This is a genomic window from Haloterrigena turkmenica DSM 5511 (assembly GCF_000025325.1).
Classification (GTDB): domain Archaea; phylum Halobacteriota; class Halobacteria; order Halobacteriales; family Natrialbaceae; genus Haloterrigena; species Haloterrigena turkmenica.
The window spans coordinates 3,291,493-3,313,832 of sequence record NC_013743.1 but is presented as its reverse complement, the minus strand read 5'-3'; the positions used below and the strand labels follow the sequence as shown (position 1 = coordinate 3,313,832).

General features: G+C 68.1%; 19 protein-coding genes. 14 read left to right on the top strand and 5 right to left on the bottom strand.

Translation table 11 applies throughout. The annotated features are described in order from the left end of the window. Positions 1-22 precede the first annotated feature (22 nt). A complete protein-coding gene (locus tag HTUR_RS15850; protein WP_012944341.1) occupies positions 23-226 on the bottom strand; it encodes a hypothetical protein in 204 nt (67 codons plus the stop codon). A 257-nt stretch (positions 227-483) separates the two neighbouring features. Here HTUR_RS15850 and rtcA point away from each other — a divergent pair, with 257 nt between their 5' ends. The 7 genes from rtcA to HTUR_RS15815 all read left to right on the top strand — a co-directional run bounded on the left by rtcA (position 484) and on the right by HTUR_RS15815 (position 8,322). Continuing rightward, positions 484-1,638 carry an RNA 3'-terminal phosphate cyclase gene (rtcA, locus tag HTUR_RS15845; protein ID WP_012944340.1) on the top strand — a complete coding sequence of 385 codons (1,155 nt, stop codon included), beginning with the start codon at positions 484-486 and terminating at the stop codon, positions 1,636-1,638. 135 nt (positions 1,639-1,773) lie between these two features. Next, complete coding sequence (gene kdgK1 / locus HTUR_RS15840) at positions 1,774-2,727, top strand: bifunctional 2-dehydro-3-deoxygluconokinase/2-dehydro-3-deoxygalactonokinase (protein ID WP_012944339.1); 954 nt, start codon at positions 1,774-1,776, stop codon at positions 2,725-2,727. Between the two features lie 112 nt (positions 2,728-2,839). Next, a complete protein-coding gene (locus tag HTUR_RS15835; RefSeq protein ID WP_012944338.1) occupies positions 2,840-4,183 on the top strand; it encodes a PGF-CTERM sorting domain-containing protein in 1,344 nt (447 codons plus the stop codon). A 193-nt stretch (positions 4,184-4,376) separates the two neighbouring features. Next, complete coding sequence (locus tag HTUR_RS15830; RefSeq protein ID WP_012944337.1) at positions 4,377-5,558, top strand: hypothetical protein; 1,182 nt, start codon at positions 4,377-4,379, stop codon at positions 5,556-5,558. A gap of 101 nt (positions 5,559-5,659) precedes the next feature. Then, on the top strand, positions 5,660-7,138 hold the full coding sequence (locus HTUR_RS15825; RefSeq protein WP_012944336.1) for a dihydrolipoyl dehydrogenase family protein: 1,479 nt from the start codon (positions 5,660-5,662) through the stop codon (positions 7,136-7,138). A 65-nt stretch (positions 7,139-7,203) separates the two neighbouring features. Next, complete coding sequence (locus tag HTUR_RS15820) at positions 7,204-7,806, top strand: Hsp20/alpha crystallin family protein (RefSeq protein WP_012944335.1); 603 nt, start codon at positions 7,204-7,206, stop codon at positions 7,804-7,806. 156 nt (positions 7,807-7,962) lie between these two features. Further along, complete coding sequence (locus HTUR_RS15815; RefSeq protein WP_012944334.1) at positions 7,963-8,322, top strand: hypothetical protein; 360 nt, start codon at positions 7,963-7,965, stop codon at positions 8,320-8,322. Positions 8,323-8,428: 106 nt separating this feature from the next. On the opposite strand, the gene HTUR_RS15810 is transcribed toward HTUR_RS15815, so the two are convergent. Beyond that, complete coding sequence (locus HTUR_RS15810; protein ID WP_049941769.1) at positions 8,429-8,833, bottom strand: CBS domain-containing protein; 405 nt, start codon at positions 8,831-8,833, stop codon at positions 8,429-8,431. A 191-nt stretch (positions 8,834-9,024) separates the two neighbouring features. Here HTUR_RS15810 and HTUR_RS15805 point away from each other — a divergent pair, with 191 nt between their 5' ends. From HTUR_RS15805 to HTUR_RS15795, 3 genes are read left to right on the top strand one after another with little or no spacing between them, the layout of a single operon-like run. Then, complete coding sequence (locus HTUR_RS15805; RefSeq protein ID WP_012944332.1) at positions 9,025-11,271, top strand: hypothetical protein; 2,247 nt, start codon at positions 9,025-9,027, stop codon at positions 11,269-11,271. Next, complete coding sequence (locus HTUR_RS15800) at positions 11,264-12,358, top strand: hypothetical protein (protein ID WP_012944331.1); 1,095 nt, start codon at positions 11,264-11,266, stop codon at positions 12,356-12,358. Before HTUR_RS15805 ends, HTUR_RS15800 begins: the two co-directional genes overlap by 8 nt. Continuing rightward, positions 12,351-16,223 (top strand): ATP-dependent DNA helicase, encoded by a 3,873-nt coding sequence (locus tag HTUR_RS15795; protein WP_012944330.1) that lies wholly within the window; start codon positions 12,351-12,353, stop codon positions 16,221-16,223. The genes HTUR_RS15800 and HTUR_RS15795 overlap by 8 nt, the downstream gene beginning before the upstream one ends. 81 nt (positions 16,224-16,304) lie before the next feature. Here the strand turns inward: HTUR_RS15795 and HTUR_RS15790 are convergent, their stop codons facing one another. Both HTUR_RS15790 and HTUR_RS15785 read right to left on the bottom strand, forming a co-directional pair. Further along, on the bottom strand, positions 16,305-16,724 hold the full coding sequence (locus HTUR_RS15790; protein WP_012944329.1) for an EamA family transporter: 420 nt from the start codon (positions 16,722-16,724) through the stop codon (positions 16,305-16,307). Then, complete coding sequence (locus tag HTUR_RS15785) at positions 16,721-17,143, bottom strand: EamA family transporter (RefSeq protein WP_012944328.1); 423 nt, start codon at positions 17,141-17,143, stop codon at positions 16,721-16,723. Before HTUR_RS15785 ends, HTUR_RS15790 begins: the two co-directional genes overlap by 4 nt. Before the next feature lie 177 nt (positions 17,144-17,320). Here HTUR_RS15785 and HTUR_RS15780 point away from each other — a divergent pair, with 177 nt between their 5' ends. Continuing rightward, positions 17,321-17,869, top strand: coding sequence for an 8-oxo-dGTP diphosphatase (locus tag HTUR_RS15780; RefSeq protein ID WP_012944327.1), 549 nt, complete (start codon positions 17,321-17,323; stop codon positions 17,867-17,869). A gap of 187 nt (positions 17,870-18,056) precedes the next feature. Beyond that, complete coding sequence (locus HTUR_RS15775) at positions 18,057-18,800, top strand: hypothetical protein (protein WP_012944326.1); 744 nt, start codon at positions 18,057-18,059, stop codon at positions 18,798-18,800. Between the two features lie 29 nt (positions 18,801-18,829). Here the strand turns inward: HTUR_RS15775 and HTUR_RS15770 are convergent, their stop codons facing one another. Then, positions 18,830-19,804 carry a quinone oxidoreductase family protein gene (locus HTUR_RS15770; protein WP_012944325.1) on the bottom strand — a complete coding sequence of 325 codons (975 nt, stop codon included), beginning with the start codon at positions 19,802-19,804 and terminating at the stop codon, positions 18,830-18,832. Between the two features lie 149 nt (positions 19,805-19,953). Here HTUR_RS15770 and HTUR_RS15765 point away from each other — a divergent pair, with 149 nt between their 5' ends. Continuing rightward, positions 19,954-20,730 carry a YihY/virulence factor BrkB family protein gene (locus HTUR_RS15765; protein ID WP_012944324.1) on the top strand — a complete coding sequence of 259 codons (777 nt, stop codon included), beginning with the start codon at positions 19,954-19,956 and terminating at the stop codon, positions 20,728-20,730. A 64-nt stretch (positions 20,731-20,794) separates the two neighbouring features. Beyond that, positions 20,795-22,276, top strand: a complete 1,482-nt coding sequence (gene proS / locus HTUR_RS15760) for a proline--tRNA ligase (RefSeq protein WP_012944323.1) — start codon at positions 20,795-20,797, stop codon at positions 22,274-22,276. Positions 22,277-22,340: the final 64 nt, after the last annotated feature.

Here is a 22,340-nt window from a genome sequence, read left to right as displayed (position 1 = left end):
CGAAACGCGGGCTCGGATGGTCTCAGTCCGGCCGACTGTTGATCCGGTCGAACCCCTTCCAGATCCCGATCACGATGAGGCCGGCCAGCAGGGCCAGTCCGCCGAACAAGAGTAGCTCCGACGACGCTTCCGCTTCGACCAGCCCGCCCGCCCAGCCGAGGGCGAACACCAGCACTCCGGTCACCGCGATCACGAGGATGACGAGCCGGTCTCCGAGTTCGGTCATACGCACCCCTCGTCGTTCGGCCGTCGTAACGGGACGGCCTGCGACGGCTGCCGTCGACGCCGTAGCACGGTTTCCGGCCGGTGCGGCTGAGATTTCGTCGATCTGCTCGCTCTCGAGAACTGAAGCGAAGACGGATCCGGTGCCGGCCACCCTCTAGGGCGCCGCACTGCCCCTCGCGCGGGACGGTGAATCCCGCGACGCCCGTCGCCCGTCGCGCGATCGGCAACGGTACGGGGATCGACGCCGAACGGCCGTCCATGACGATCGATCTCGACGGCGCGACCGCGGGCGGCCAGTTCGTCCGGACCGCGCTCACGCTGTCGGTCCTCGAGAACGAACCCGTCCGCATCGAGAACGTCCGCGGGAATCGATCCACGCCGGGACTGCGCCACCAGCATCTGGCCGTCCTCGAGACGATGGCCGCCGTCTGCGACGCCGACGTTTCGGGCGCGGAACTGGGCGCCGAGACGGTCGAATTCGAGCCCGGCCTCGAGTCCACTGCTGACGCCAGCGGCTGGAGCGGCGCCGGACGCGGCCGGCTCGCGGGCGGCACCTACGAGGTCGATATCGGCACCGCGGGGAGCGCGACGCTGCTATTCGACGCGCTCCTGCCGCTCGCCTCGGTGCTCGAGTCGCAGCTGTCGGTGACGGTCACCGGCGGCACCGACGTGGCGTGGTCGCCGCCGCTGGACTACGTGCGACGCGTGAAGCTGCCGCTGCTCCGGCGGGTCGGGCTCACCGCCGCCGTCGAGGTCGATCGTCGGGGGTTCTACCCCGACGGCGGCGGGCGGGCCACGCTGCATCTCGCGCCCTCGACGCTCGAGCCGATCGAACTCGCTGAGCGGGGTCCGCTCGAGGGCGTCCGACTCTACTCGACCGAGTCCGCGTCGCTGGCCGATCGGGACGTCGCGTACCGGCAGGCCGAGGGCGCCCTCGAGCGGCTGGCGCTCGCGGAGGCCGACCTCGAGGTCGTCGACCGCTGCGAACGGACGGTCGAGAGCCCATCGCCTGGCTCGGCGATCGTGCTCCGCGTCGATCACGGGACGGGAATCGCGGGCTTTACCGCGCTGGGCGAGCGCGGAAAACCGGCCGAGCGCGTCGGAGAGGACGCCGCCGACGCCGCGAACCGCTTCCTGAAACGCGATATCGAGGCCGGGAGCGGACCGGCGCCCGTCGACCGCCACATGGCCGATCAGTTGCTCGTCTTCCTCGCGCTCGCTGGCGGTCGCGTCCGGATCCCTGCTGTCACCGACCACGTGGCGACGAGTCGCGAGTTACTCGAGGCCTTCGGCGCCGATCTCCGACTCGAACTCGAGCGCGACGCGCCGAACGGTACCGAGGGCGAGACCGATCATACGGCCGATGCCGCTCGGCCGGCGCTGGTGACGGTCGACTCGACCATCGATTCCTGACTCGAGGGCTGAAACCGTGGTCAACGGCTCTTACGCAGCGATTAACTCATCGCCATAACTTATATCGCCGCCGTCCGTTGCTCCGGGTATGACCGACGCAGACAGCACCGGCGACTCGGTCCGGGGGGCCGATCAGTGAGCGACATCGTCACGTTCGGGGAGACGATGCTCCGCCTGTCGCCGCCGCAGAACGAGCGCCTCGAGGACGTCGACGAGTTCGAGGTCCGGGCGGCGGGGGCGGAGAGCAACGTCGCGATCGCGGCGAGTCGGCTGGGCGCGACGGCGTCGTGGATTTCGAAGGTACCGGAGACGCCGCTGGGGAAGCGCGTCGTCGGCGAACTCCGGCAGCACGGGATCGACACCGACGTCGTCTGGAGCCACCGCGGGCGTCAGGGCACGTACTACCTCGAGCGGGCGGGCAAGCCCCGCGGGACGAACGTGATCTACGACCGGGAGAACACCGCCGTCTCGACGGCGAAAGCCCGCGAGTTCGACATCGATCGGATCCAGAACGCGCGCGTCTTCTTCACGACCGGGATCACGCCCGCGCTCTCCTCGACGCTCCGAGAGACGACGGCGAACATGCTCAAGGCGGCCCGACAGGGCGGGACGACGACCACCTTCGATTTCAACTACCGGAACAAGCTCTGGTCGCCCGACGAGGCCCGCGAGACCCTGACCCAACTGTTCCCGGGAATCGACGTGCTCGTCATCGCCGCCAGAGACGCTCGGACCGTCCTCGGCATCGAGGGCGATCCGCGCCAACTGGCCCACCGGCTGGGTTCGCAGTACGACTTCACGACCGTCGTCGTCACCCGCGGCGCCGAGGGAGCGATCGGCTGGCACGACAGCGTCGTCCACGAACAGGCGGCCTACGAGACCGACACCGTCTCGTCGATCGGCACCGGCGACGCCTTCACCGGCGCGTTCATCGCCCGCCGCCTCCACGGCGACGACGTCCCGACCGCCCTCGAGTACGCCGCGGCGACGGCGGCGATCAAGCGGACGATTCCGGGCGACGTCGCGCTCGTCTCCAAAGAGGAGGTCGACGCGGTCGTCAAATCGGGCGGGACCGACCTCTCCCGGTAGAGCGAAGACGACCTCGTGGCGCTCCGCTCGAGGGCCCCACCATCTTCGTGGCGTTCATTTTGACGGGTTTGTCAGAAGCTATGTTATATCCCAGTCGGAAGCTGCGACTGTCATGAACCGTGGACTCGCAGTGATCGTGGCGCTGCTCCTGGCGACGAGCGCCGTCGGCGCGGCGTTCGGAGCCGGCGCGGGCGCGTCGACCGACACGGAATCGAGTACGACCACCGACGGCGAAACTGAGACGGCGAGCGCGGCGACGGCCGGCGGCGAGGCGTACGCCGGCACGCACGTTGCGTTCGACCTCGAGGGCGACGCGATCACCGACTACCGGGTCGGCGGCGACGAGACGTTCTCCTCGGTGGCCGTCCAGTCGACCGGCGACGCCGAGGCCGGTGCCGATCTCGGAACCGAGGTCGACCTCGAGACGCTGACGACCCTCGAGGGCGCCGGCCTCTCGCTGGCCGCCCAGTCCGAGACGAGCGCCCAGGTGCAGGCCGAGAGCGGCGCGACGCTGTCGGCCCACGACACCGAACGCGGCACGCTCGTGGTCGAGAGCGGTTCGGAGAGCCAGTACGTTCGGGCCGAGCTCGCGGCCGACGCGACGGCCAGCGACGAGGGCGACCGCGTCCGCGTCGAGACCGACGGCCACGAGGGAACCTTCCTCGTCGTCGGCGACGGCGAGGTGACGGTCACCGACGACGGCAACGTCACGGCCGAACTCGCCGAGAACGCGATGCTGGCGTTCCGGTCGTACGAGGAGGGCGAGCGCGACGAGACCGACGAGTACGAGGAATCGCTGATCGCCGACGGCCAGTCGGCCGTCGAGGTCCACGTCGAGGACCGGAGCGGCGAGGCGGTCGGCGAGGCCGTCACGTACGGCCAGGGGACCAGCGCCGAAGTCGAAACCCAGGCGCGCGATCGGGTCAACGTGACCATCGACCGCGCTACCCACGAGGGGACGGTCGTGCTGACCACCGTCTCCGAGGAGGCCGTCGGCAGCCTCGAGGATCTCGAGGTCCGAATCGACGGCGAGGCCGCCACGGAGGTCTCCTCGAAGAGCGAACTCGTGGGCGCGATCGGGAGCGACGAGACCCGATATATGATCGCCCAGCAGTCGGAGGCGTCGGCCGAGGCGACGGTCTACATCGCCGTCAACCACTTCTCCGAGCGAACGGCGACGATCGACGGTGCCGACAGCGACCTGGACGATAGCGACGAGACGGACGGCACAGACGACGGAACCGATAGCGGCGACGAGACGAATGACGGAAGCGAGACCGATGCGGAGGACGGCGGCGACGCGGACGGCGAGACCAGCGACGGCGACGGCGAGACCGAGGTCAGCAGTGGAAACGACACCGGCGAGGACGGCGGCGACGGGATGCCCGGCTTCGGTGTCGGCGTCGCCGTCATCGCGATCGCCGTCGCCGGCCTGTTCGCCCGGTTGCAGGACTGACTCGAAGGCGTCGGTGTGAGCCGAGTCGATGAGTGCAGCGAATCGATTCGTTCGGGTTCGTTTCTCTTCCCGAATGTAGTTCCACACAGGTTACTTTTTAGCAACATTTCCGGACAAGGAGGGTGTTTGCTCCCACAGTTGGACGACTTTGTCAGAAGGCCCTTTACACCCCAGTGTCTCCCGGCGGAGTGCAATGTCCCGAATCGCAGCCGTTGCACTCGCAGCCCTCGTGACGATGGCGACCCTGTCGGTCGCCGTCGTCGGCGGCGCTGCGGGCGCAGCACAGCCCTCCGAATCGCACGCGATGACCGCCAAGGACGCGACGGCCGACGGCGAGGCGTACGCCGGTACCCACGTCGCGTTCGAGACCTCGAGTAACGCGATCGTCGACTACCGCGTCGACGACGAGACGGTCTTCGAGAACGTGACCGTCGCCAGCCAGAGCGACCACCAGAGCCGGACCGAGGCCGGGGCCGACGCCCGGCTCTCGGCCGTGGTCGATCTCTCCGGTCTGGGACTCTCCCTCGACGCGCAGAGCGAGACGCGCGCCGACGTCGCGACCGACGGCTCGGCGTCGCTGTCCGCCCACGACACCGAACGCGGCATTCTCACCGTCAACGCGGGCGAGGACGCCCAGTACGTCGAGTTGAATCTCTCCGAGGAGAGCAACGCGACGGCCAGCGACGAGGGCGACCGCGTCCTCGTCGAAACGGAAAACCGAACCGGCGCGCTCGTCGTCGCCGGCGACGGCGAGGTCGCGGTCAACGACAACGGCGACGTGACCGCCGACCTCGGCAGCGAGTCGACGCTGGTCTTCCGCTCGTACGAGAGCGGCGAGCGCGACGAGAACGCCGAAGAGCAGGAACGGCTGATCGCTGAGGGGACGGCGACCGCCGAGGTCTACGCCGACGCGGTCGACGGCGAGCGCGTCGTCGACGTCGCGACCTACGGCCACGACACCGCCGTCGAGACCGGCGCCGAGGCCGAAGAGCGCCTCGAGATGTCCGTCGAACGCGCCGAGAGCGAGGGGAAGATCGTGATCGTCTCCGTCTCCGAGGCCGCCCTCGAGGCCGTCGGCAGCGCCGAGGATCTCGCGGTGACCGTCGACGGCGAGGCCGCCGCGGAGGTCTCCTCGTACAGCGAACTGGAAGGCGGGATTGGCGAAGATCCTCGCTACATGGTGACCTCCTCGAGCGACGCTGAGGCGGCCGCCGACGTGCTCGTCGCGATCGACCACTTCTCGGAGCGAGACGTGGCGATCCAGAGCGCGGACGATGTCGAGCACGGCGACGACGGCGATAGCATGCCCGGCTTCGGCGCCGGCGCGGCCCTGATCGCTGCGCTGATCGGCGTCGGCGCTCGCGTCCGCAGCTAGCGTTCCGCCGTCCGCCCCGCACCGCGTTTTCAGTGTATCGACCGCTTTCGCTCACCCACCACCTGAGGAACGCCTTTTTGTCGCGCCGCTGTACCCCGGATATGGTACACGTCGCGATCGTCGGCGCGTACGGCAGCGCGGGGGTCGCCGTCGCCGACGAACTCGTAGAGCGCCGCGGGGAACTCTCCGACCTCGAACTGACGCTGATCGACGACGGCGACCCCGGCGGCGGCCTCTGCATTCTGCGCGGCTGCATGCCGAGTAAGGACGTCCTCTCGGCCGGTCAGCACCGCTACCAGGCGCGCCACGACGACCGACTCGAGGGCGTCCCCGACGTCGATCCCGAGGCGGTCGTTACCCGAAAGGACGACCACGTCTCGGGATTCGCCGAACACCGCCGCGAGCACGTCCACGAACTGGCCGAGCGCGAGGGCGTCGAGTTGCTTCGCGAGACGGCGCGGTTCGTCGACGACCGCGTCCTCGCGGTCAGCGACAGACGGATCGAACCCGACTACGTCGTGGTCGCGACCGGGTCCAGTCCCAACATTCCCGATCTGCCCGGCATCGATGACGTGCCGGTGCGGACGAGCGCGGACGTCCTCGACGCGACCGCCTTTCCGGACTCCGGGATCGTGCTGGGCAACGGCTACATCAGCCTCGAGCTCGGACCCTATCTGAGCGAGGTCGGCGACGTCGACCTCACCGTGATCGAGCACGACGAACGTCCCCTCGACGCGTTTCCGGACGCCTACGGCGACACCCTCCTCGAGATCTACCGCGAACAGTTCGGGATCGAGGTGTTGACGACGACGGACGAGCGGCGCCTCGAGCCGACCGCCAACGGCGGCGTTCGCCTGTTCGCCGAGCGGGCAGGCGACGGCGGGCGCGGAGACGGCGGCGAGGAACTGGCCGTCGAGGCCGACGAACTCTACTGCTTCACCGGTCGTAACCCGACCCTCGAGGGACTGGACCTCGAAAATACGCGGCTCGATCCCGGCGACGGCTGGGTCGGCTCGACGATGCAGGCGACCGACGACGAGCGCGTCTTCGTGGTCGGCGACGCGAACGGTCGCGAGCCGATTCTCCACGTCGCCAAGGAGCAGGGCTTCGCGGCCGCCGAGAACATCGTCCACCACGCGCGCGGCGAGGACCTCGAGCCCTACGCGAACGTCCCCCACCACGTGATTTTCTCGGGGCTGGGCGTCTACCCCGTTGCCAGGGTGGGCCACACGCCCGCGACGGCGGCCGAATCGGGAATGGACACGTTCGTCGTCACCCGCGAAGCGTCGTCCGACGGTGTCTTCGCGACGAAAGACCACCCGGAGGGGCGGGCGACGCTGGTGATCGACGCCGACAACGGGGCCGTCCTCGGCTATCAGGGCGTCCATCTGCACGCCGACGTGATGGCGAAGACGATGCAGGTCGTCGTCGAGATGGGACTGGACGTTCGCGAGGTCCCCGACCGGGCCTACCACCCCACGACGCCCGAGATCCTCGACGGCCTCTTCCGCGAGGCCTGCGCCGAACTCGAGGACCGCCAGCAGTGCGTCGGTCCCGATTCGCGCGATACCGCGCTGTAGACGCGTGCTATCACGCGTCCAGCAATCCTTATTATTAATCGTGTCCTATAGGACGTCGATTATCGATGACATCCTTCGACGAGATGAACCGCATGTTTCGCGAGATGGACCGCGCCTTCGACCAACTCCGCACGACCTGGATGCACGAGTTCGCGTCGCCCGGCTTCGGCGGGACCCTCGAGTCCGGTCACACCGGGCCTGATTCGGATCGACACGCCTCTGAAACGGACCGACACGCCCCCGAAACCGACCGCCGGACTCTCGAACCCGATGACGCTTCCCTCGAGTCCGGACGCCCCGTATCCGGCTCGCAGTGGCCCGTCTTCGGCGGCTTCGGAGGGGAGACCGGCGCCGCGATGGGCGACGCGGCGACCCTCGAGGACGAGGGCGACGCCTACGTCTTCGTGATGGACCTGCCGGGCTTCGAGAAGACGGACATCGGCCTCAGCTACACGGACGGTCGCCTGACGATCGACGCCCGGACCGACGTCGAGTCGGGCACCGACACCGCTCGATCCGTCCGGTCGCGCCGGGTCGGCCGCCACGTCCCCGTCCCGAAGGAAATCGTCGCCGACGAGATCACGGCGACCTACCACAACGGCGTCCTCGAGGTCCACATGCCGATCGCCGAGGACGGCGACGACGGCCACCGAATCGAGGTCGAGTGAGAGGTGACGCGACGACGGCCGTCGCCCGTTCCGAGCGGACGCGAGTACAGAACACACTGACACACCGCAGTTCGACGTACCGTATCCTCTGTACTCGGTTCTCGAGCGATGGGGTCCGGGCGTACACCCAAGGCGGATGCGATCGAACGGCTACTTATGGGTGAGAACACCACTCATGACGGAGCCGACGAGCGGGAACCGGAGCCGATCGAGGAGGATCCGACGGACGCGATCGATCTCGAGCTCACCGAGCGCGTCCACATCGGTGTTACCCGTGGCGAGACCGACCTCGAGATCGGACCGCCGCGGGACTATCCGGATCGGGCCGACGTCTCCGTCCGTCCGGAGTCCGAGGACGGGGACCGGGTCGTCGTGAGCATCGACGCGATGGCCGGCGATCACGGGACGGGCCACGCGGACGTCGAACTGACGCCGGCGGAGGCCCGACGGCTCCGGGATCGCCTCGACGAGACGATCCGCTGGATGCCGGACGGCGACGGCGAGACGGATGGCTAACGCCGCTCTGACGGCCCCGAGAGCGATTCTCCCGCCAATCAGGTAAACGAGCCCGATGGCCCGAGAGCGGACACCGCGACTGAACGCCGACCGGCGGCGAAAAGAACTACTTGGGGCTCGGCGTCTCCTCGCGCGAGAGGTACGACGTCAGATCGGACGTCGTGACCATCCCGATCACGCCCACCTCGTCGTCGACGACGGGGAGGTGGTGGAAGCCGTGTTCGACCATGACGTCCGCGGCGTCGCGGATGCTGTCCTGGGCCGAGACCGTCACGATATCCTCGGTCATGTACTTTGAGACCGGCGTCTGGTCTTTCGGTTTCCGTTCGGCGACGATGCGGACGAAGTCCGTCGTCGTCAGGATCCCCTCGAGTCGGTTGTCGTCGTCGGTGACGACGACCGAGCCGATCTCGTTCTCGAGCATCAGTTGTGCGGTTTCCTCGACGAGCGTGTCCCGCGTCACCGTGTGAAGCGACGAGGACATGACCCGTCCGACGAAAATATCGTCCATACACATCTGTATTCTTTATACACTATAAGAATTGTCGAAGTCGAGTCGCTCGCCGATGGTCGACGGGTCGATCGGGACACGCGAGACTGCCGATCGATCAGCCTACCGACACGCCGAGCCGCGAAAACCACGTTCAGTCCGCGGCGCAGGTTTAAGTACGAACTCGGCTATACTGGGTGACAGACCGATCGATGGCTCCGTCACCGGCATCCCTTCAGGGGACCTGCAAACTCCGCGCCGAACCGGCCCCCAGCGACGAGCTTTTCGACTGGATCGCCGGCGAGTACGCCGCCCTCGCGGCCGAGTACGGCCCGCGGAACGTGCTGGTGTTGAAACGCCATCCCGCCGGCCTCGAGCGCCTCACCGCCGCGCTGGCCGCCGTCGGGGCGACGGACGGCACGCCCCAGTCCCCTCGCGTCGAGTCGCTGCCCGAACACGCCTCGAAGGTCCTCGAGGCGCTGGACCCGACGCTCGACCGACTCGAGTACGAGGAGCGCATCGAACTCATCTCGCTGGTGATCGACGGCGCCAGCCGCGAGGTGCCGGCCTACCTCGAGCGCGCCGCCGACCACGAGAGCTTCGCCCGCGACGTCGGGCAACTGCTGCTCGAGGCGACGCGCCAGCGGCTGCGCCTCGCGGACGTCGAGAGCGAGGATCCCCACGACGCGCTGGCCTTCCTGTACGCGATGAACGACCGGTTCCACGCCGAACTCGAGGACCGGGACTACGTCGAACGGGCGGACGTGATCCCCCGAACCGTCGACGCGCTCGAGGCGAACACGGACGATCTACGGACGCGGATCGGCGAGTCGATCGACGCCGTCCTCGCCATCGAGTTCGAGGAGTACCGACGGCTCGACCGGCGCTACCTCGCGGCGCTGACCGTCGACGCGGACCTCGTCTGTCTCGGCGAGCGCCACGCCAGCGTCGAACGTACCCGCGTCGAGTCCGGCTCGATCGAGGACCACGTCGGCGACGGGCTGGAAATCGAGGTCCTCGAGTCTGACGAGAACCGACGCGAGCCCGAACCCGGGACCGGGACGCCGCCGCACCGCGCCGTGACGCGGGTACTGGCGATGGGCGAGACGCCGCGGTCGAACGGCCACACTGAACACGACGACGCCCGCCGGATCCGCACACGGACCGCCAGGGAACAGGTCCGGTCCGTCGCCACCGAGATCCAGGCGCTCCGGGATCGGAACGGCTGGAGCTACGACGATGTCGCCGTCGCCGTCCCCCGGATCGAGCGGGTTCCCGAAACCAGGACGCAACTCCGCGAGGCCGGGATCCCGACGGCGACGATCGGCACACCGTCGCTCGCCGAGGATCCGGCCGTCAACGAACTCTACGCGTTCGTGACGCTGCAGTGTGCGCGCGAGCGCGATAGCAACGACCGGATCGACGCCGCGCTCGCCGGCGACCGCGGGCCTCCGGACCGCGACGCGGACGATCCGGAGACGGTCGCCGTAGAGCGGCTCCGAGCCCGCGTCGACGACTTCTCGCCGGAGCTGCTGGCCGACTGCGCCGGCGCGAGCGTCTCGCAGTCGCTCGAGCGGTGGCTCCGCCGAACGGACCTGAAGGGCCGGATCGCCCGCGATGAGGACTGGATCGACGCCCGCGAGGGGTACGCGGGGGTTCGTCGCGTCCTCGAGATCGCCCGGTTCGTCGAGGAGACCGACCTCGTCGGCCCGGACTGGCGGGGACTGCGACGGATGCTCCGGCGAACGATCCAGTACGACGCGCCGTACGTCCACGCGGTCGAGACCCAGCCGCCGACGGGCGGCGTGACGGTCTGTGCCGTCGACGACCTCAAGTACGACTCGCGGGAGGCCGTCTTCCTGCTGGATCTGATCGACGACACCTACCCCGGCGAGCAGTTCCTCACGCAACTGTTCCCGACGGCGTGGCTCCGCGAGATGGACTGCTACCCGGCCGTCACGGATCCCGACGTCGAGGACGTGACGGCGACGTTCGCCACCGTCGACGCCGACGGCGTCGGCGATCCGTTCGAGACCTATCACGCCCAGCGCTCCCGACGGCGCCTCGCGCTCGGCTCCCGCGCCGCGCGGAGCCGCCTCTACTGCTGTTCGTACGAACGCGGTGCCGGCGGCCTGCGGCGGACCTACGACGAGTCGCGCTACCTGCAGGAACTCGAGGCGACGCCCGAGCTCGAACTCCGGGCCGTCGACGCCGACACGGACGCGGCGATCCACGGCGAGTCCAACGCCCTCGAGGCGCTGCTGGCCCAGCCGCGGGGCGAACTCGAGCGCATCCTCCGGGAAGCGAGCACCGGCGGCGAGGCCGACCTCGGCGCGACCGAGGAACTCTTCGAGGAGATCGCGGTCGTCCTCGCCGAGGGCGACGTCGACGACGAACTCGCCGAGGCGGTCCGCTCGCAGTTCGAGTTCGCCGCGGGCGAGGTGGTTCGCGATGACTGACGGCCACGGCGCCGACGGCGACAGCGGCAACGCTCCCGACGCGCTCTCGACCGACGCCGTCGTGACTGCTCTCCACTGCCCCCGTCGGTACGAGTTCGCCCACGCGTACGGTCTCGAGGGCGACGGCGACGAGTCGTCGATCGACGACCGCGTGGACCTCCTGCGGACCGCGATCTGTGACGCGTTGCGCCGCGGCGAGACCGACCGCGAGGCCCTGCTCGACACTGCGCGGGACCGACTCGCAGCGCTCTGGGACGATCACGACGAGCAGTTTCACTCGCTGGCCCAGCGCCGACACGAACGGCGGGTCCTCGAGGCGACCCTCGAGGCCTACGTCGAGGCGGTCGGCGCCGAGCACGCCGCCGGCATCGAGGCGCTCGCGGCCGACACGGCGGGCGGCGAGTTGATCGGCCCGAACCTGCCGCTCTCGAGTACGATATCGCTGCCCGAACGGGATGGGGACAGTGATGGAGCCGCCGATACGGGAGCGATCCCCGGCAGCGTCGCGGTCGACGCGACCGTCGACTACGTCTACGCGGACGGCTCGTCGGTCGTCGGCGTTCGCTTCGTTCCGACGCTGGCGCCGCTGGGGCTCCTGCGCTACCGCTCCGAGTGGGAGGGTGACATCGCCGGCCAGTTCACGGACCACTTCGACCCCGACGCGGACGCCTTCGAGCCGTCGTTCGTCGGCGCGCTCTTCGAGACCGCCGTCGTCCTCGACGGCCTCCGGAACCGCTGTGATCGGCTCGGCCTCGAGGACCGGACCTGCCGATACGTCCAGATCCCGCTGGCGGACCGCTCGCGTACTGCGGTCAACTGGGTCCGCGAGACCGTCGAAACGAGCCTCGAGACGATGGATCTGACCGACCGCTACATCGATCACCACACCTACGGTATGACCCACGAACACCGAAATCGGACGGTCGACGATCGTCTCGCGCGCGTCGTGGGCGACCTCGTCGCCGGCGCGTTCGACCCGACCGACACCGGCCGCTGGGACGAAATCTCGAGCGAGGCCTGTCCCGACTGCGACTACACGGTCTGCTGTGGGGACTACATCGCCGCGGAGGTGCGGTTCGATGGCTGAGGACGAGGACGCACGCGGACCGCGTTCGGACGCCGAGGAGACCGCGGGCTCGAGCGTCGCCGATGCTCTGAGCGCCCTCGAGCCGAAGGGCAACCAGCGGGCCGTCATCGAGAGCCGAGCGGACTGTACCTCCGTCGACGCCGGTGCCGGCACCGGGAAGACGACGACGATGCTCATGCGGATCGAGCGGGCGATCGAACGCGGCGAGGTCGACCCCGACGACGTGCTGGTGTTGACCTTCGCCAACGAGGCCGCCGGGAGCATCCGCGAGGCGGTCGCGGAACGCCTCGATCCCGCGGCCGCGGCGGCGATCGACGTCTACACCTACCACTCCTTCTGTTACCGGCTAGTCCGAGACTACGCCTACTACCTGGGCTACTCGCCGGAGTTCGACGTCGTCACCGAGCGCAAGCGGCGCCGGATCGTCGGCCGACTGCTCGCGACCAACGACTACGGCTTCGCGACCGCGACGCGGGGCGACGGCTCGCCCGACGACCTCACCGCCGCCGTCGACGACTTCATCCAGTCGATGAGCCAGGAGGACGTCACGCCCGACGAGCTCCGAGAGCGGCTCCCCGAGGTCCGCACCCTCGAGCTCTGCAACGAGTTCGTCCTCTGGCTCGAGCGGACCGCCGGCCAGGACCTCTCGTTCGACAACGAGGCGCTTCGCTACTTCAACGCCGACGATCACCTCGAGGAGTCCCGCTCGTCGCTGGTCGAGTACGGGAAACTCCTCGAGTACTGCCGCGAGAAGATCGCGGAGGCACCGGAACCGTTCCGCGAGGACGCCGTCGTTCGCGATATCGATCGCTATCTCCGGGTCATGCAGGACACGGTGACGAACGCGATCGAGGCGCTCTCGCTCGAGGATCGGATGACCAAACAGTTGCCGCGAGCGCTCTTCGGAAACGAGATCTGGCGGACCGCGACCGAGCGCATCGAGCAGAGCCCGTTCGGCCGGCTGAAACACTACGTCGAGTTCCTGCGGCTGGCCCGCCACTACACCGACGTCTACGCCGACTACCACGACGCCCTCGCGGAGGAGGGCGCGCTCGACTTCGACGAACTGGTCCGGACGGCGACCGGACTGCTCGAGGATGGCGCGGAACACCGTTCCGCGGACGGGTCGAACGGGTCGGCGACCCGTGAGACGATCGCCGACGAGATCACCGGCGAGTGGACGCAGGTCTACTGCGACGAGTTCCAGGACACCGACGAGACCCAGTTCGCGCTCATCACCGAACTCACGGACGGGCCGGACCGACCCGACCTGCTCGCGATCGGCGACAAGGATCAAGCGATCTACGGCTGGCGAGGGACCGACCGGGAGGGGCTCGACCGGCTCGCCGACGCCTACGACGACCACCGGGGGATCGAACTCGAGCTCAACTTCCGGTCGCGCCAGGAGATCCTCGATCTCACCAACCACTGCGACTACGGCTCCCAGTCCTCGAAACGGCTCCGCGAGGTCGGGCGGACCCCTGGTGAGTACCGGACGGATAGCGACGCGACGGCAGGTCGCGAGACAGGGTTCGAAACGGACGAAGACCGGCCGGATCGCGTCGTCAAGATCGAAAGCGACGCGGTCGGCCCGTCGCCGGCGGATCAGGTCGCGACGACCGTCTCGAGGCTGCTAAACGGCGAAGCCGAAAACGTCCCCCGGCGATCGCTCGAGGACATCGCGGTCATCGTCCGCACGAATCGCCACGCGCAGGCCGTCGCCGACGAGCTCCGGGAGCGACGGATCCCCTACGAGATCTCCGGCTCGCCGCGCGGCGAGATCGACCCCGGGATCCGGACGCTCGTCTCGTACCTCCGGGTCCTCGTCGATCCCGACGCCGACGCCCACCTCCGGCGCGTGCTGCTCTACCGGTACCGGCTCTCCGAGGCCGACCTCGCGACGCTGCAGCGCGCGGACGGCTCGCTGTACGACGCCGTGATGGCGGTCGGTCCGGACGCGGAAGTCGAGTCCACGGCGCTCGAGGACCCCGATCGCGTCCGGCGGGCGCGCGACCACCTCGCGAAACTCGAGGACGTGCGAGACGTCTACCCGCTGTCGGGGTTCGTCCAGCGGTTCCGCGAGGTGACCCGCCTCGAGTGGTTCCTCACCAGCGAGGAGCGCGAGGAACTCGAGCGCGTCGAGCGGTTCGTCGACGCCTACACCGGCGACTCGGTGATCGGGACGCTGACGCCGTCGTTCGTCGACGCGCTCGAGCGGACGCTTCAGGGCGGAGGCAGCGAGCGAACGCGGGGGACCCAGTCGGCGGACTCGATCGACGTGATGACCGTCCACCAGGCGAAGGGGCTGGAGTTCGACACCGTCCTCGTCCCGTACCTCTCCGACGAGGAGTGGTGCGTCGAGCGCGATTACGCCCAACGAGCCCGGTATCGGCTGCTCGCGGCGACGCTCGACGACGAGATCGAGTCGCCGCTGCTGGCCGACCTCGCGACCGAGACCGTCGGCGAAGAGTGGCGGGTGCTCCACGTCGCGCTCACGCGGGCCGAGAACCACCTGTTCGTCTTCGGGAGCGTGTACGATTACGACGGCGACGAGGACGAACTCGGCTGTGCGACCGCTGACGCCTGCCTCTCCGGCGACATCGAGTGGTCGGTCGCCGGCGAGCGGATGGAGCTGTGGTCGTCGCTCCGCGCGAGCTTCGAGCGGGTGCGGGAGACCTACCCCGAGACCGTCGTCGACCGCACCGACGAACTCGCGGCCGCGGCCAGCGTCGATCCGGGGACGATCACCTACTACGCCGGCTACGACGACCGGTACGTCGAACCGCTCGAGACGCGGGACGCGATTCGGACGGTCCACCGACTGGGACGGCTGCTGCGCGGGGAGACGCTGTTGCCGGCCGCCGACGCGGCGAGTCACGCGCTCGAGGCGTTTGGACGGTTTGGAACCGATCGAGGCGACGAGGGCGACGCGGCCGCCGAGATCGGCGAGGCGGATTCGACGCGACGGGTTCCGACCGGCCGCCGGCTCTCCGCGTTGACGACCGATACCGTCCGGTTCCCCGTCGAGACCCTCTCGAACGCGACGACGCTGCCGGTCGCGCTCCGCCACAGCTACACCGCCCTCGAGACCCACGACACCTGTCCGCGAAAGCACTACCTCGATCACGTCGTACGTGCGTTCGACGATCCGACGGCGGGCGTCGGCGGAACGACGGCGCGACCGGAGACGGACGCAGCGACGGCAACGGACTCACCGCTCGAGTCCGGCTCCCGGCTCGTCGGCACCGTCTTCCACGACGTCGCGGAGGAGGCGTTCTACCGCGAGTACCGTACCCGCGAGGCGTGGCGCGAGGCCGCCGTCCGCCAGCTCACCGCACGGGACCTGCTCGAGTACCGCGAGGGCGTTCTGGGCTGTATCGATCGGTTCTTCGAGGCCGCCGCGGCCGACTACGACGCGCCGGTCGCCGACTGGGAGCCGGTGGCCGCGGAGCTACCCTTCTCGCTCGAGGACGTCGCCGACGTGACCGGCGACGTCGTGGGCTATATCGACTCGATTCGGCGGACGCCCGACGGCGAGCTGGCGGTGCTCGACTACAAGGCGACGGCCGAACGGATCGCGCCCGCCGACGCCACGCAACTGGCGCTGTACGCCCGCGCCTGCGAGCGGCGGTTCGACGAGCCGGTGGCGGCGGTCGGCTACGTCTACGTCAGCGAGGCCGTCGGGCCGCGCGTCGACCTGCTCGACGCGGACGAACTGCCCCCGTGGCCGACCGTCCGCGAGCGCCTCGCGGCGGTCGACGATCCCTCGTTCGTCGAGACGACGCCGGGCGATCACTGTCAGTACTGCCCGCACAGATCGCTCGGCTGCGGGCCCGATGACCTCGAGACCCTGGGCGACGACTGACTGCGGACAGCGATCGACTCCGATAGGACCCTCGGATTCAGTGGCGACCGACTCGTCGGTCGGCGCCGACCCGCGACGCGGTTACAGCGACATGAGGACGACCGCGAGCACGGCGAAGCCGATTCCCAGCCCCTTCCTGAGCGTCAGGGACTCCTCGAGGACGACGATTCCGATGACTGAACTGATCGCGATGAATAGCCCGTAAACCGGGACGACGACGCTGACGGGGCCGAGCGCCAGCGCCCGGTAGTAGGCCAGCAGACCGACGGCGAGGAACGTTCCCCAGACCGCGATGTAGGGCGCCTTCGGATGTGAGAGGTACTGCCACGGCGACGTCCCCCGGTAGGCCATCAGCGCGCCGAGCAGCACGGTCATGAGCCCGTTCGACAGGAAGACCGCGGTCGTGCTCGGAATCGACTCCATCGCGATCTTCAGCAGGGGCGCGACCAGACTGTACGTCGCGAACGCCAGCAGGGACAGGACGAGGTAGTCCCGCTTCACTGTTCACCACCCGCACTACAGACGATCGCGAGGACTGCGAAGCCGATGCCGGCCGCTCGAGTCAGCGTCAGCGTCTCGTCGAGGAACAGGATGCCGATGACCGAACTGCCGACGATGAAGAGTCCGTAGATCGGAACGACGACGCTCACCGGGCCGACCTCGAGCGCGGCCGTGTACGCCAGGATGCCGACCGTCAGGAAGACGCCGCCGGCGTAGACGTAGCCCGCGCCGGCCGACGTCGCGAGGGACGGGTCGGCGGTGCCCGTGGCGACCATCACAACGGTCGCGATCGCGAGGAAGACGAGCGTCGCGAGAAACAGCCCCGGCGCCGGCGGGACGTCCTCCGTGACGTAACTCGTCAGCGGCGCGACCGCGGAGTACGCCAGGAGAGCGACGAGAACCCACACCAGATATTCCATACCGATGTTCGGGTGGAGACTCCCTAACGGCTGTCGAAGGCGGCGAGGATTCCCGGGAAAATGACAACGGTTAGAATAGAACATCACTGTACGGTCCTTCAGCGGGTGGTGCGTCGGACGGCCGACCGGTTCGCACGAGTGCGGGCGCTTTATCTCGAGCGGGCCGAACGATGGCGTATGACCGAGACGACGCTGTGTTTTCCGCTGCGGAGCCGCGAGGTTGACGGTGCGGCGGGCGACGGCGAAACGACCGAGACCGACGAGGTGCTCCTGATCGAGAAGCGACGAGGACTCGGCGCGGGCTGGTACAACGGTCCCGGCGGCAAACTCGAGGCCGACGAGACGCCCCGCGAGTGTGCGGTCCGCGAGACCCGCGAGGAGGTCGGACTCGAGGTCGACCCTGCGGCCCTCGAGAAGGCGGGCGAACTCGAGTTCGTCCTCGACGGCGAGGAATACACGTTCTGTCACGTCTATCGAACGCGGTCGTTCGCCGGCGAGCCGACCGCCAGCGAGGAGGCCCGACCGGAGTGGATCCCCGTCGACGAAGTGCCCTACGACCGGATGTGGGACGACGACCACCTCTGGCTGCCGGGCGTCCTCGAGGGGCGGACGGTCGCCGGCGAGTTCCGCTTCGAGGGCGGGAAACCGCTCGACGAAGCCGACTTCGTCGCTCACGACCTCGAGTGGGACGTCGACCTCGAGGATTCCGATAGCCGAAATCCGTGACTCGACGGCCGTGGCCGGTCGATCGTCGCTCCGACCGGGTTCACCCTCGAGATGATAACGAACCGGTCTCTCTCGAAAACCTGTAATTCTCTGTAGGTGGGTTGTAACCACTACAGACGGTACGGACCCCGACTTGAGTACCGCCTAATTACTCTTCTATCCGCTCGTGGACGGTCGCCTCGAGAGCATGACCGATACGACCCCTCGGCGGACGTTCGTCGCAGCGGTTGTCGGAACCGTGGGTGCGCTCGCGGGCTGTCTCGGTGAGACCCACAACGACAGCGAAGAGAGCACCGAGGACGGGATTTTCCGAGAGAGCAATTCGGGTCTGCCCGACGATACCGGCGGCGACACGGTCGAGGAAGACCCGGACGACGGTGCCGACGAGAACGAGGACGGAAGCGACGAAGCCGATTCCGAAGACGACGGGGGAGACGGCGATACCGACGAGAGTGATAGCGGTGGAGACGAGGACGACGGGGCGGATGAGGAAGACGCTGCGGACGGCACGGACGAGGGCGACTCTGACGACGAAAGAGACGATGACGAGGGAGGAGACGGCGATAGCAGCGAGGACGACGGGGACGAGGGCGATGGCGGAGAGACGGACGACGAGGAGGGCGGAGATGAGAGCGAGAGCGATCCGGGAGGCGACGCGGAGAGTGACGACGGAGACGACGGCGGGACGAGCGACGACTCTGACGATGGAGACGGCGACGGCTCTGACGACGGAGATGACGACGACACCGATGATGGAGACGGCGATGACGGGACCTCGGACGGCGACACCGCTGACGAAGAGACGGATGACGGAACAACAGACGACGAGGAGACGGACGACGAAACTACCGACGAGACGTCCGATACTGACGATGGGGGCGACACGGACGACGAAACCGACGACGGAGGGGACTCGGACGACTCCGAGTAGTCAGCTCTCTATTTCGATCCGGTCGACGCTTACGGCTTCAGTACGACTTTCCCGGAACTCTTGCGGTCCTCGATGTACTGATGGGCTTCGGCGGCGTCCTCGAGCGCGAACGACTCGCCGAGGATCACCTCGAGATCGCCGCTCGTCAGTCCCTCGGTGAGATCCGGTACGGCCTGCAGCACGCGATCCGGGTCGTGGGCGAAGGCCTGCCCGAGGTGATATCCCTTGACGGTCTTGTTCTCGAAGAGCAGCCGTCGGTTCTCGACCTCGGCGGGGACGCCGCTGGCGACGCCGAAGGTGACCATCCGACCGAAGTGGGCCATCGCGTCGAGGCTGCGCTCGAAGACGTCGTCGCCGACGCTCTCGAGGACGAGGTCGACGCCTTCACCGTCCGTTTCGTTGTCCACGACCTCGCGGAAGTCCGTCTCGGTGTAGTTGATCGGGTGATCGCAGCCGAGGTCGGCCACGAGGTCGAGTTTCTCCTGCGTGCTGGCGGTGCCGAACACCTCAGCGCCGGCGTTCGAGGCCAGTTGGACGGCGGCCGTGCCGACGCCGCCCGCGGCGGCCTGGATTAGCACTGATTCGCCCTCAGCCAGCCCGCCCCACTCGAACAGACAGGAGTGGGCGGTGAGGAACTGGACGGGGAAGCCGGCGGCCTCGTCGAAGCTCGTCCCCTCCGGAATCGGGAAGAGCATCGCGGCGTTTGCGGTGACGTACTCCGCGTAGCCGCCGGTGTCCAGCATCGCGACGACGCGGTCGCCCTCGGAGACGTCCTCGACGCCCTCGCCGACCGCATCGACCGTGCCCGCGGCCTCCATGCCGGGGGCGTAGGGCGCGTCGGGACCGTCCGGATAGACTCCGCGGCGCTGCATGATGTCCGCGAAGTTGATCCCCGCGGCCTCGACCTCGATGCGGACCTCGCCCGCGTTCGGTTCCGGCAGGTCCGCGTCGACGACCTCGAGCGCGTCGCTGTCGCCGTACTCGGTGACTTCGATCGCTTTCATTATCGAATGCGTGTACCGGTGTCGAACACATAACGCTGTCAGAACCGGATGAAACCGAGAGAGCGTTCACCGTCATCGAGAGGGAAACGAACCAAGACGGTTGCGACTGCCACGAGCGGGTTCAACTGGGTAGCCGTCGTACAACGGCTATGTCGACCGTCGGCTCCGTCGTCGCGCTCGCGAGAGACCGGAACCTCACGTTTCTGGCGGCAGGGATCGCCTACTACGCGTTCGTCTCGACGATACCGTTGCTGCTGCTCGCCGTGACGATCGCGTCGTTCGTCGGGGGACAGGCGCTGGCCGATCGCGTGGCCAGCATGCTCAGCCAGCAACTCTCGTCCTCGGGGCAGCAGATGGTGTCACAGGCGCTCACCAACCCGTCCGGTCGGGCGGCCGCGTCCGTGGTCGGATTCTTCGGGGTAGTGTGGAGCGCGCTGAAACTCTTTCGCGGCCTCGATCAGGCGTTCGACGAGATCTACGCGGACGAGGTCGACGTCTCGCTCCTGGGACAGGTCTGGGACGGTATCGTCGTCATCGTCGGAATCGCCCTCTCCGTCGCGCTCGTCGTCGCCGTCGGCGCTGCGCTCTCGATACTGAACCTACAGATTCCGTTCGCCAACGTGCTCGGGTCGCTCGTGTTGATCGTCGTCCTGGCGATCGCGTTCCTACCGATATACTACGTGCTGCCGCCGATGGACGTCTCCGTGCGGTCGGTGCTCCCGGGAACGATCGTCGCCGCGATCGGCTGGGTCCTGCTGCAGATCGGATTTCGGATCTACGCGGCCAACGCCGGCAAGTACGCGGCCTACGGCGTGATCGGCGCCGTCCTGCTGTTCGTCACCTGGTTGTACTTCGGGAGCATCGTGATACTGCTGGGCGCAGCGGTGAACGCCGTCCGTCGGGGTGCGACGGCGGGCACGACGTAGATGCTCGCCACCGAGCGTCCGGCCTTCGCATGGTTTAAGACCGCGCTGACTGGATGACATACCAATGAGCGACGAGAGCCAGGAACTCGGAATCACCGAGTCGAAATCGCACAAACCCGGCGAGTGGTACGCCGAAGTCGTCCAGAAGGCCAACCTCGCGGACTACGCCCCGATGGGCGGCTTCATCGTCACGAAGCCCCGCGGCTACGCGCTGTGGGAGGGTATTCAGGACGCGCTCGACGGCTGGTTCAAGGAGACCGGCGTCGACAACGTCTACTTCCCGATGTTCATCCCGGAGAGCTTCCTCGAGCGCGAGAAGGACATCGTCGAGGGGTTCGACCCCGAGGTCGCCTGGGTCACTCAGGGCGGCCACGAGGAACTCGAGGAGCGGCTGGCGGTCCGGCCGACCAGCGAATCGATCATCGCGCCCTTCATGGCCGACTGGACGCGCAGCCACCGCGACCTGCCGCTGCGGATTAACCAGTGGTGTTCCGTCGTCCGGTGGGAGGCCACCGAGACGAAGCCGTTCTTCCGGACGAAGGAGTTCATGTGGCAGGAGGGCCACACCGCACACGCGAGCGACGAGGGCGCGTGGGACGAGGTCTGGACCCGACTCGGACAGTACGAAGAACTCTACGAGGACGTGCTCGCGATTCCGGTGCTTCGCGGAAAGAAGCCCGAGCACGACAAGTTCCCCGGCGCGGACACGACGACGACCGTCGAGGCGCTGATGCCCGACGGCAAGTCCGTGCAGGGCGCGACCAGCCACAACCTCGGCCAGAGCTTCGCGGAGGCGTTCGACATCACCTTCGTCGACGAGGATGAGGAGGAACGGACCGCCTACACCACCTCGTGGGGGCTCTCCTGGCGAGCGCTCGGCGCGCTCATCATGACCCACTCCGACGATCAGGGGCTTGTTCTCCCGCCGACGATCGCTCCCACGCAGGTCGTCATCGTCCCCATCTGGCAGGAAGACACCAAGGAGGACGTTCTCGAGTACTCCGAGAACATCGCCGACGAACTCGAGGACGCCGGCTTCCGCGTCGAACTCGACGACCGCGACGAGCGCAATCCCGGCTTCAAGTTCAACGAGCACGAGCTCAACGGCGTGCCGCTGCGACTGGAGATCGGCCCCTACGAGGTCGAAGACGAGGAGGTCACGATGGTCCACCGGCCGGACAACGAGGAGTCCGTCGAGGACCGCGACGAAATCGTCGAGAGCGTCGACGAACACCTCGACGAGATCTACGACAAGCTCTACGAGACGGCCGAGGAGAACTTAGAAGAGAACATCCGCGAGGCCCACAGCCCCGAAGACATCCTCGGCACGATCGGTAAACACGGCGGCTACGTGAAAACGCCGTGGTGCGGCGACGAGGCCTGTGAGGAGGCCATCAAGGAGAAGATCGCCGCCGAGATCGTCATGCAACCGCTCGAGGACGTGGGCGGACAGTCGAGCGGCGAGGTGCCCGAACCCGAGCACGACGAGTGCGGCGTCTGCGGCGATCCCGCCGACGAGATCGCCTACTTCGCGAAGTCGTACTGATCGCCGTCGGTTCGCCGTCGACTTCAGTCGGGTATTTCCGTTCTACTCGGGCAGCGTACTCACG

Excerpts from the sequence above, each read along its gene's own strand:
- HTUR_RS15785 (WP_012944328.1), bottom strand. The coding sequence starts at position 17,143 with ATGGAATATCTGGTGTGGGTTCTCGTCGCTCTCCTGGCGTACTCCGCG.
- HTUR_RS15835 (WP_012944338.1), top strand. The coding sequence starts at position 2,840 with ATGAACCGTGGACTCGCAGTGATCGTGGCGCTGCTCCTGGCGACGAGC.
- HTUR_RS15775 (WP_012944326.1), top strand. The coding sequence starts at position 18,057 with ATGACCGATACGACCCCTCGGCGGACGTTCGTCGCAGCGGTTGTCGGA.
- HTUR_RS15815 (WP_012944334.1), top strand. The coding sequence starts at position 7,963 with ATGGGTGAGAACACCACTCATGACGGAGCCGACGAGCGGGAACCGGAG.
- HTUR_RS15850 (WP_012944341.1), bottom strand. The coding sequence starts at position 226 with ATGACCGAACTCGGAGACCGGCTCGTCATCCTCGTGATCGCGGTGACC.
- proS (WP_012944323.1), top strand. The coding sequence starts at position 20,795 with ATGAGCGACGAGAGCCAGGAACTCGGAATCACCGAGTCGAAATCGCAC.
- HTUR_RS15810 (WP_049941769.1), bottom strand. The coding sequence starts at position 8,833 with ATGGACGATATTTTCGTCGGACGGGTCATGTCCTCGTCGCTTCACACG.
- HTUR_RS15795 (WP_012944330.1), top strand. The coding sequence starts at position 12,351 with ATGGCTGAGGACGAGGACGCACGCGGACCGCGTTCGGACGCCGAGGAG.
- HTUR_RS15800 (WP_012944331.1), top strand. The coding sequence starts at position 11,264 with ATGACTGACGGCCACGGCGCCGACGGCGACAGCGGCAACGCTCCCGAC.
- HTUR_RS15765 (WP_012944324.1), top strand. The coding sequence starts at position 19,954 with ATGTCGACCGTCGGCTCCGTCGTCGCGCTCGCGAGAGACCGGAACCTC.
- HTUR_RS15830 (WP_012944337.1), top strand. The coding sequence starts at position 4,377 with ATGTCCCGAATCGCAGCCGTTGCACTCGCAGCCCTCGTGACGATGGCG.
- rtcA (WP_012944340.1), top strand. The coding sequence starts at position 484 with ATGACGATCGATCTCGACGGCGCGACCGCGGGCGGCCAGTTCGTCCGG.
- HTUR_RS15820 (WP_012944335.1), top strand. The coding sequence starts at position 7,204 with ATGACATCCTTCGACGAGATGAACCGCATGTTTCGCGAGATGGACCGC.
- HTUR_RS15780 (WP_012944327.1), top strand. The coding sequence starts at position 17,321 with ATGACCGAGACGACGCTGTGTTTTCCGCTGCGGAGCCGCGAGGTTGAC.
- HTUR_RS15805 (WP_012944332.1), top strand. The coding sequence starts at position 9,025 with ATGGCTCCGTCACCGGCATCCCTTCAGGGGACCTGCAAACTCCGCGCC.
- HTUR_RS15825 (WP_012944336.1), top strand. The coding sequence starts at position 5,660 with ATGGTACACGTCGCGATCGTCGGCGCGTACGGCAGCGCGGGGGTCGCC.
- HTUR_RS15770 (WP_012944325.1), bottom strand. The coding sequence starts at position 19,804 with ATGAAAGCGATCGAAGTCACCGAGTACGGCGACAGCGACGCGCTCGAG.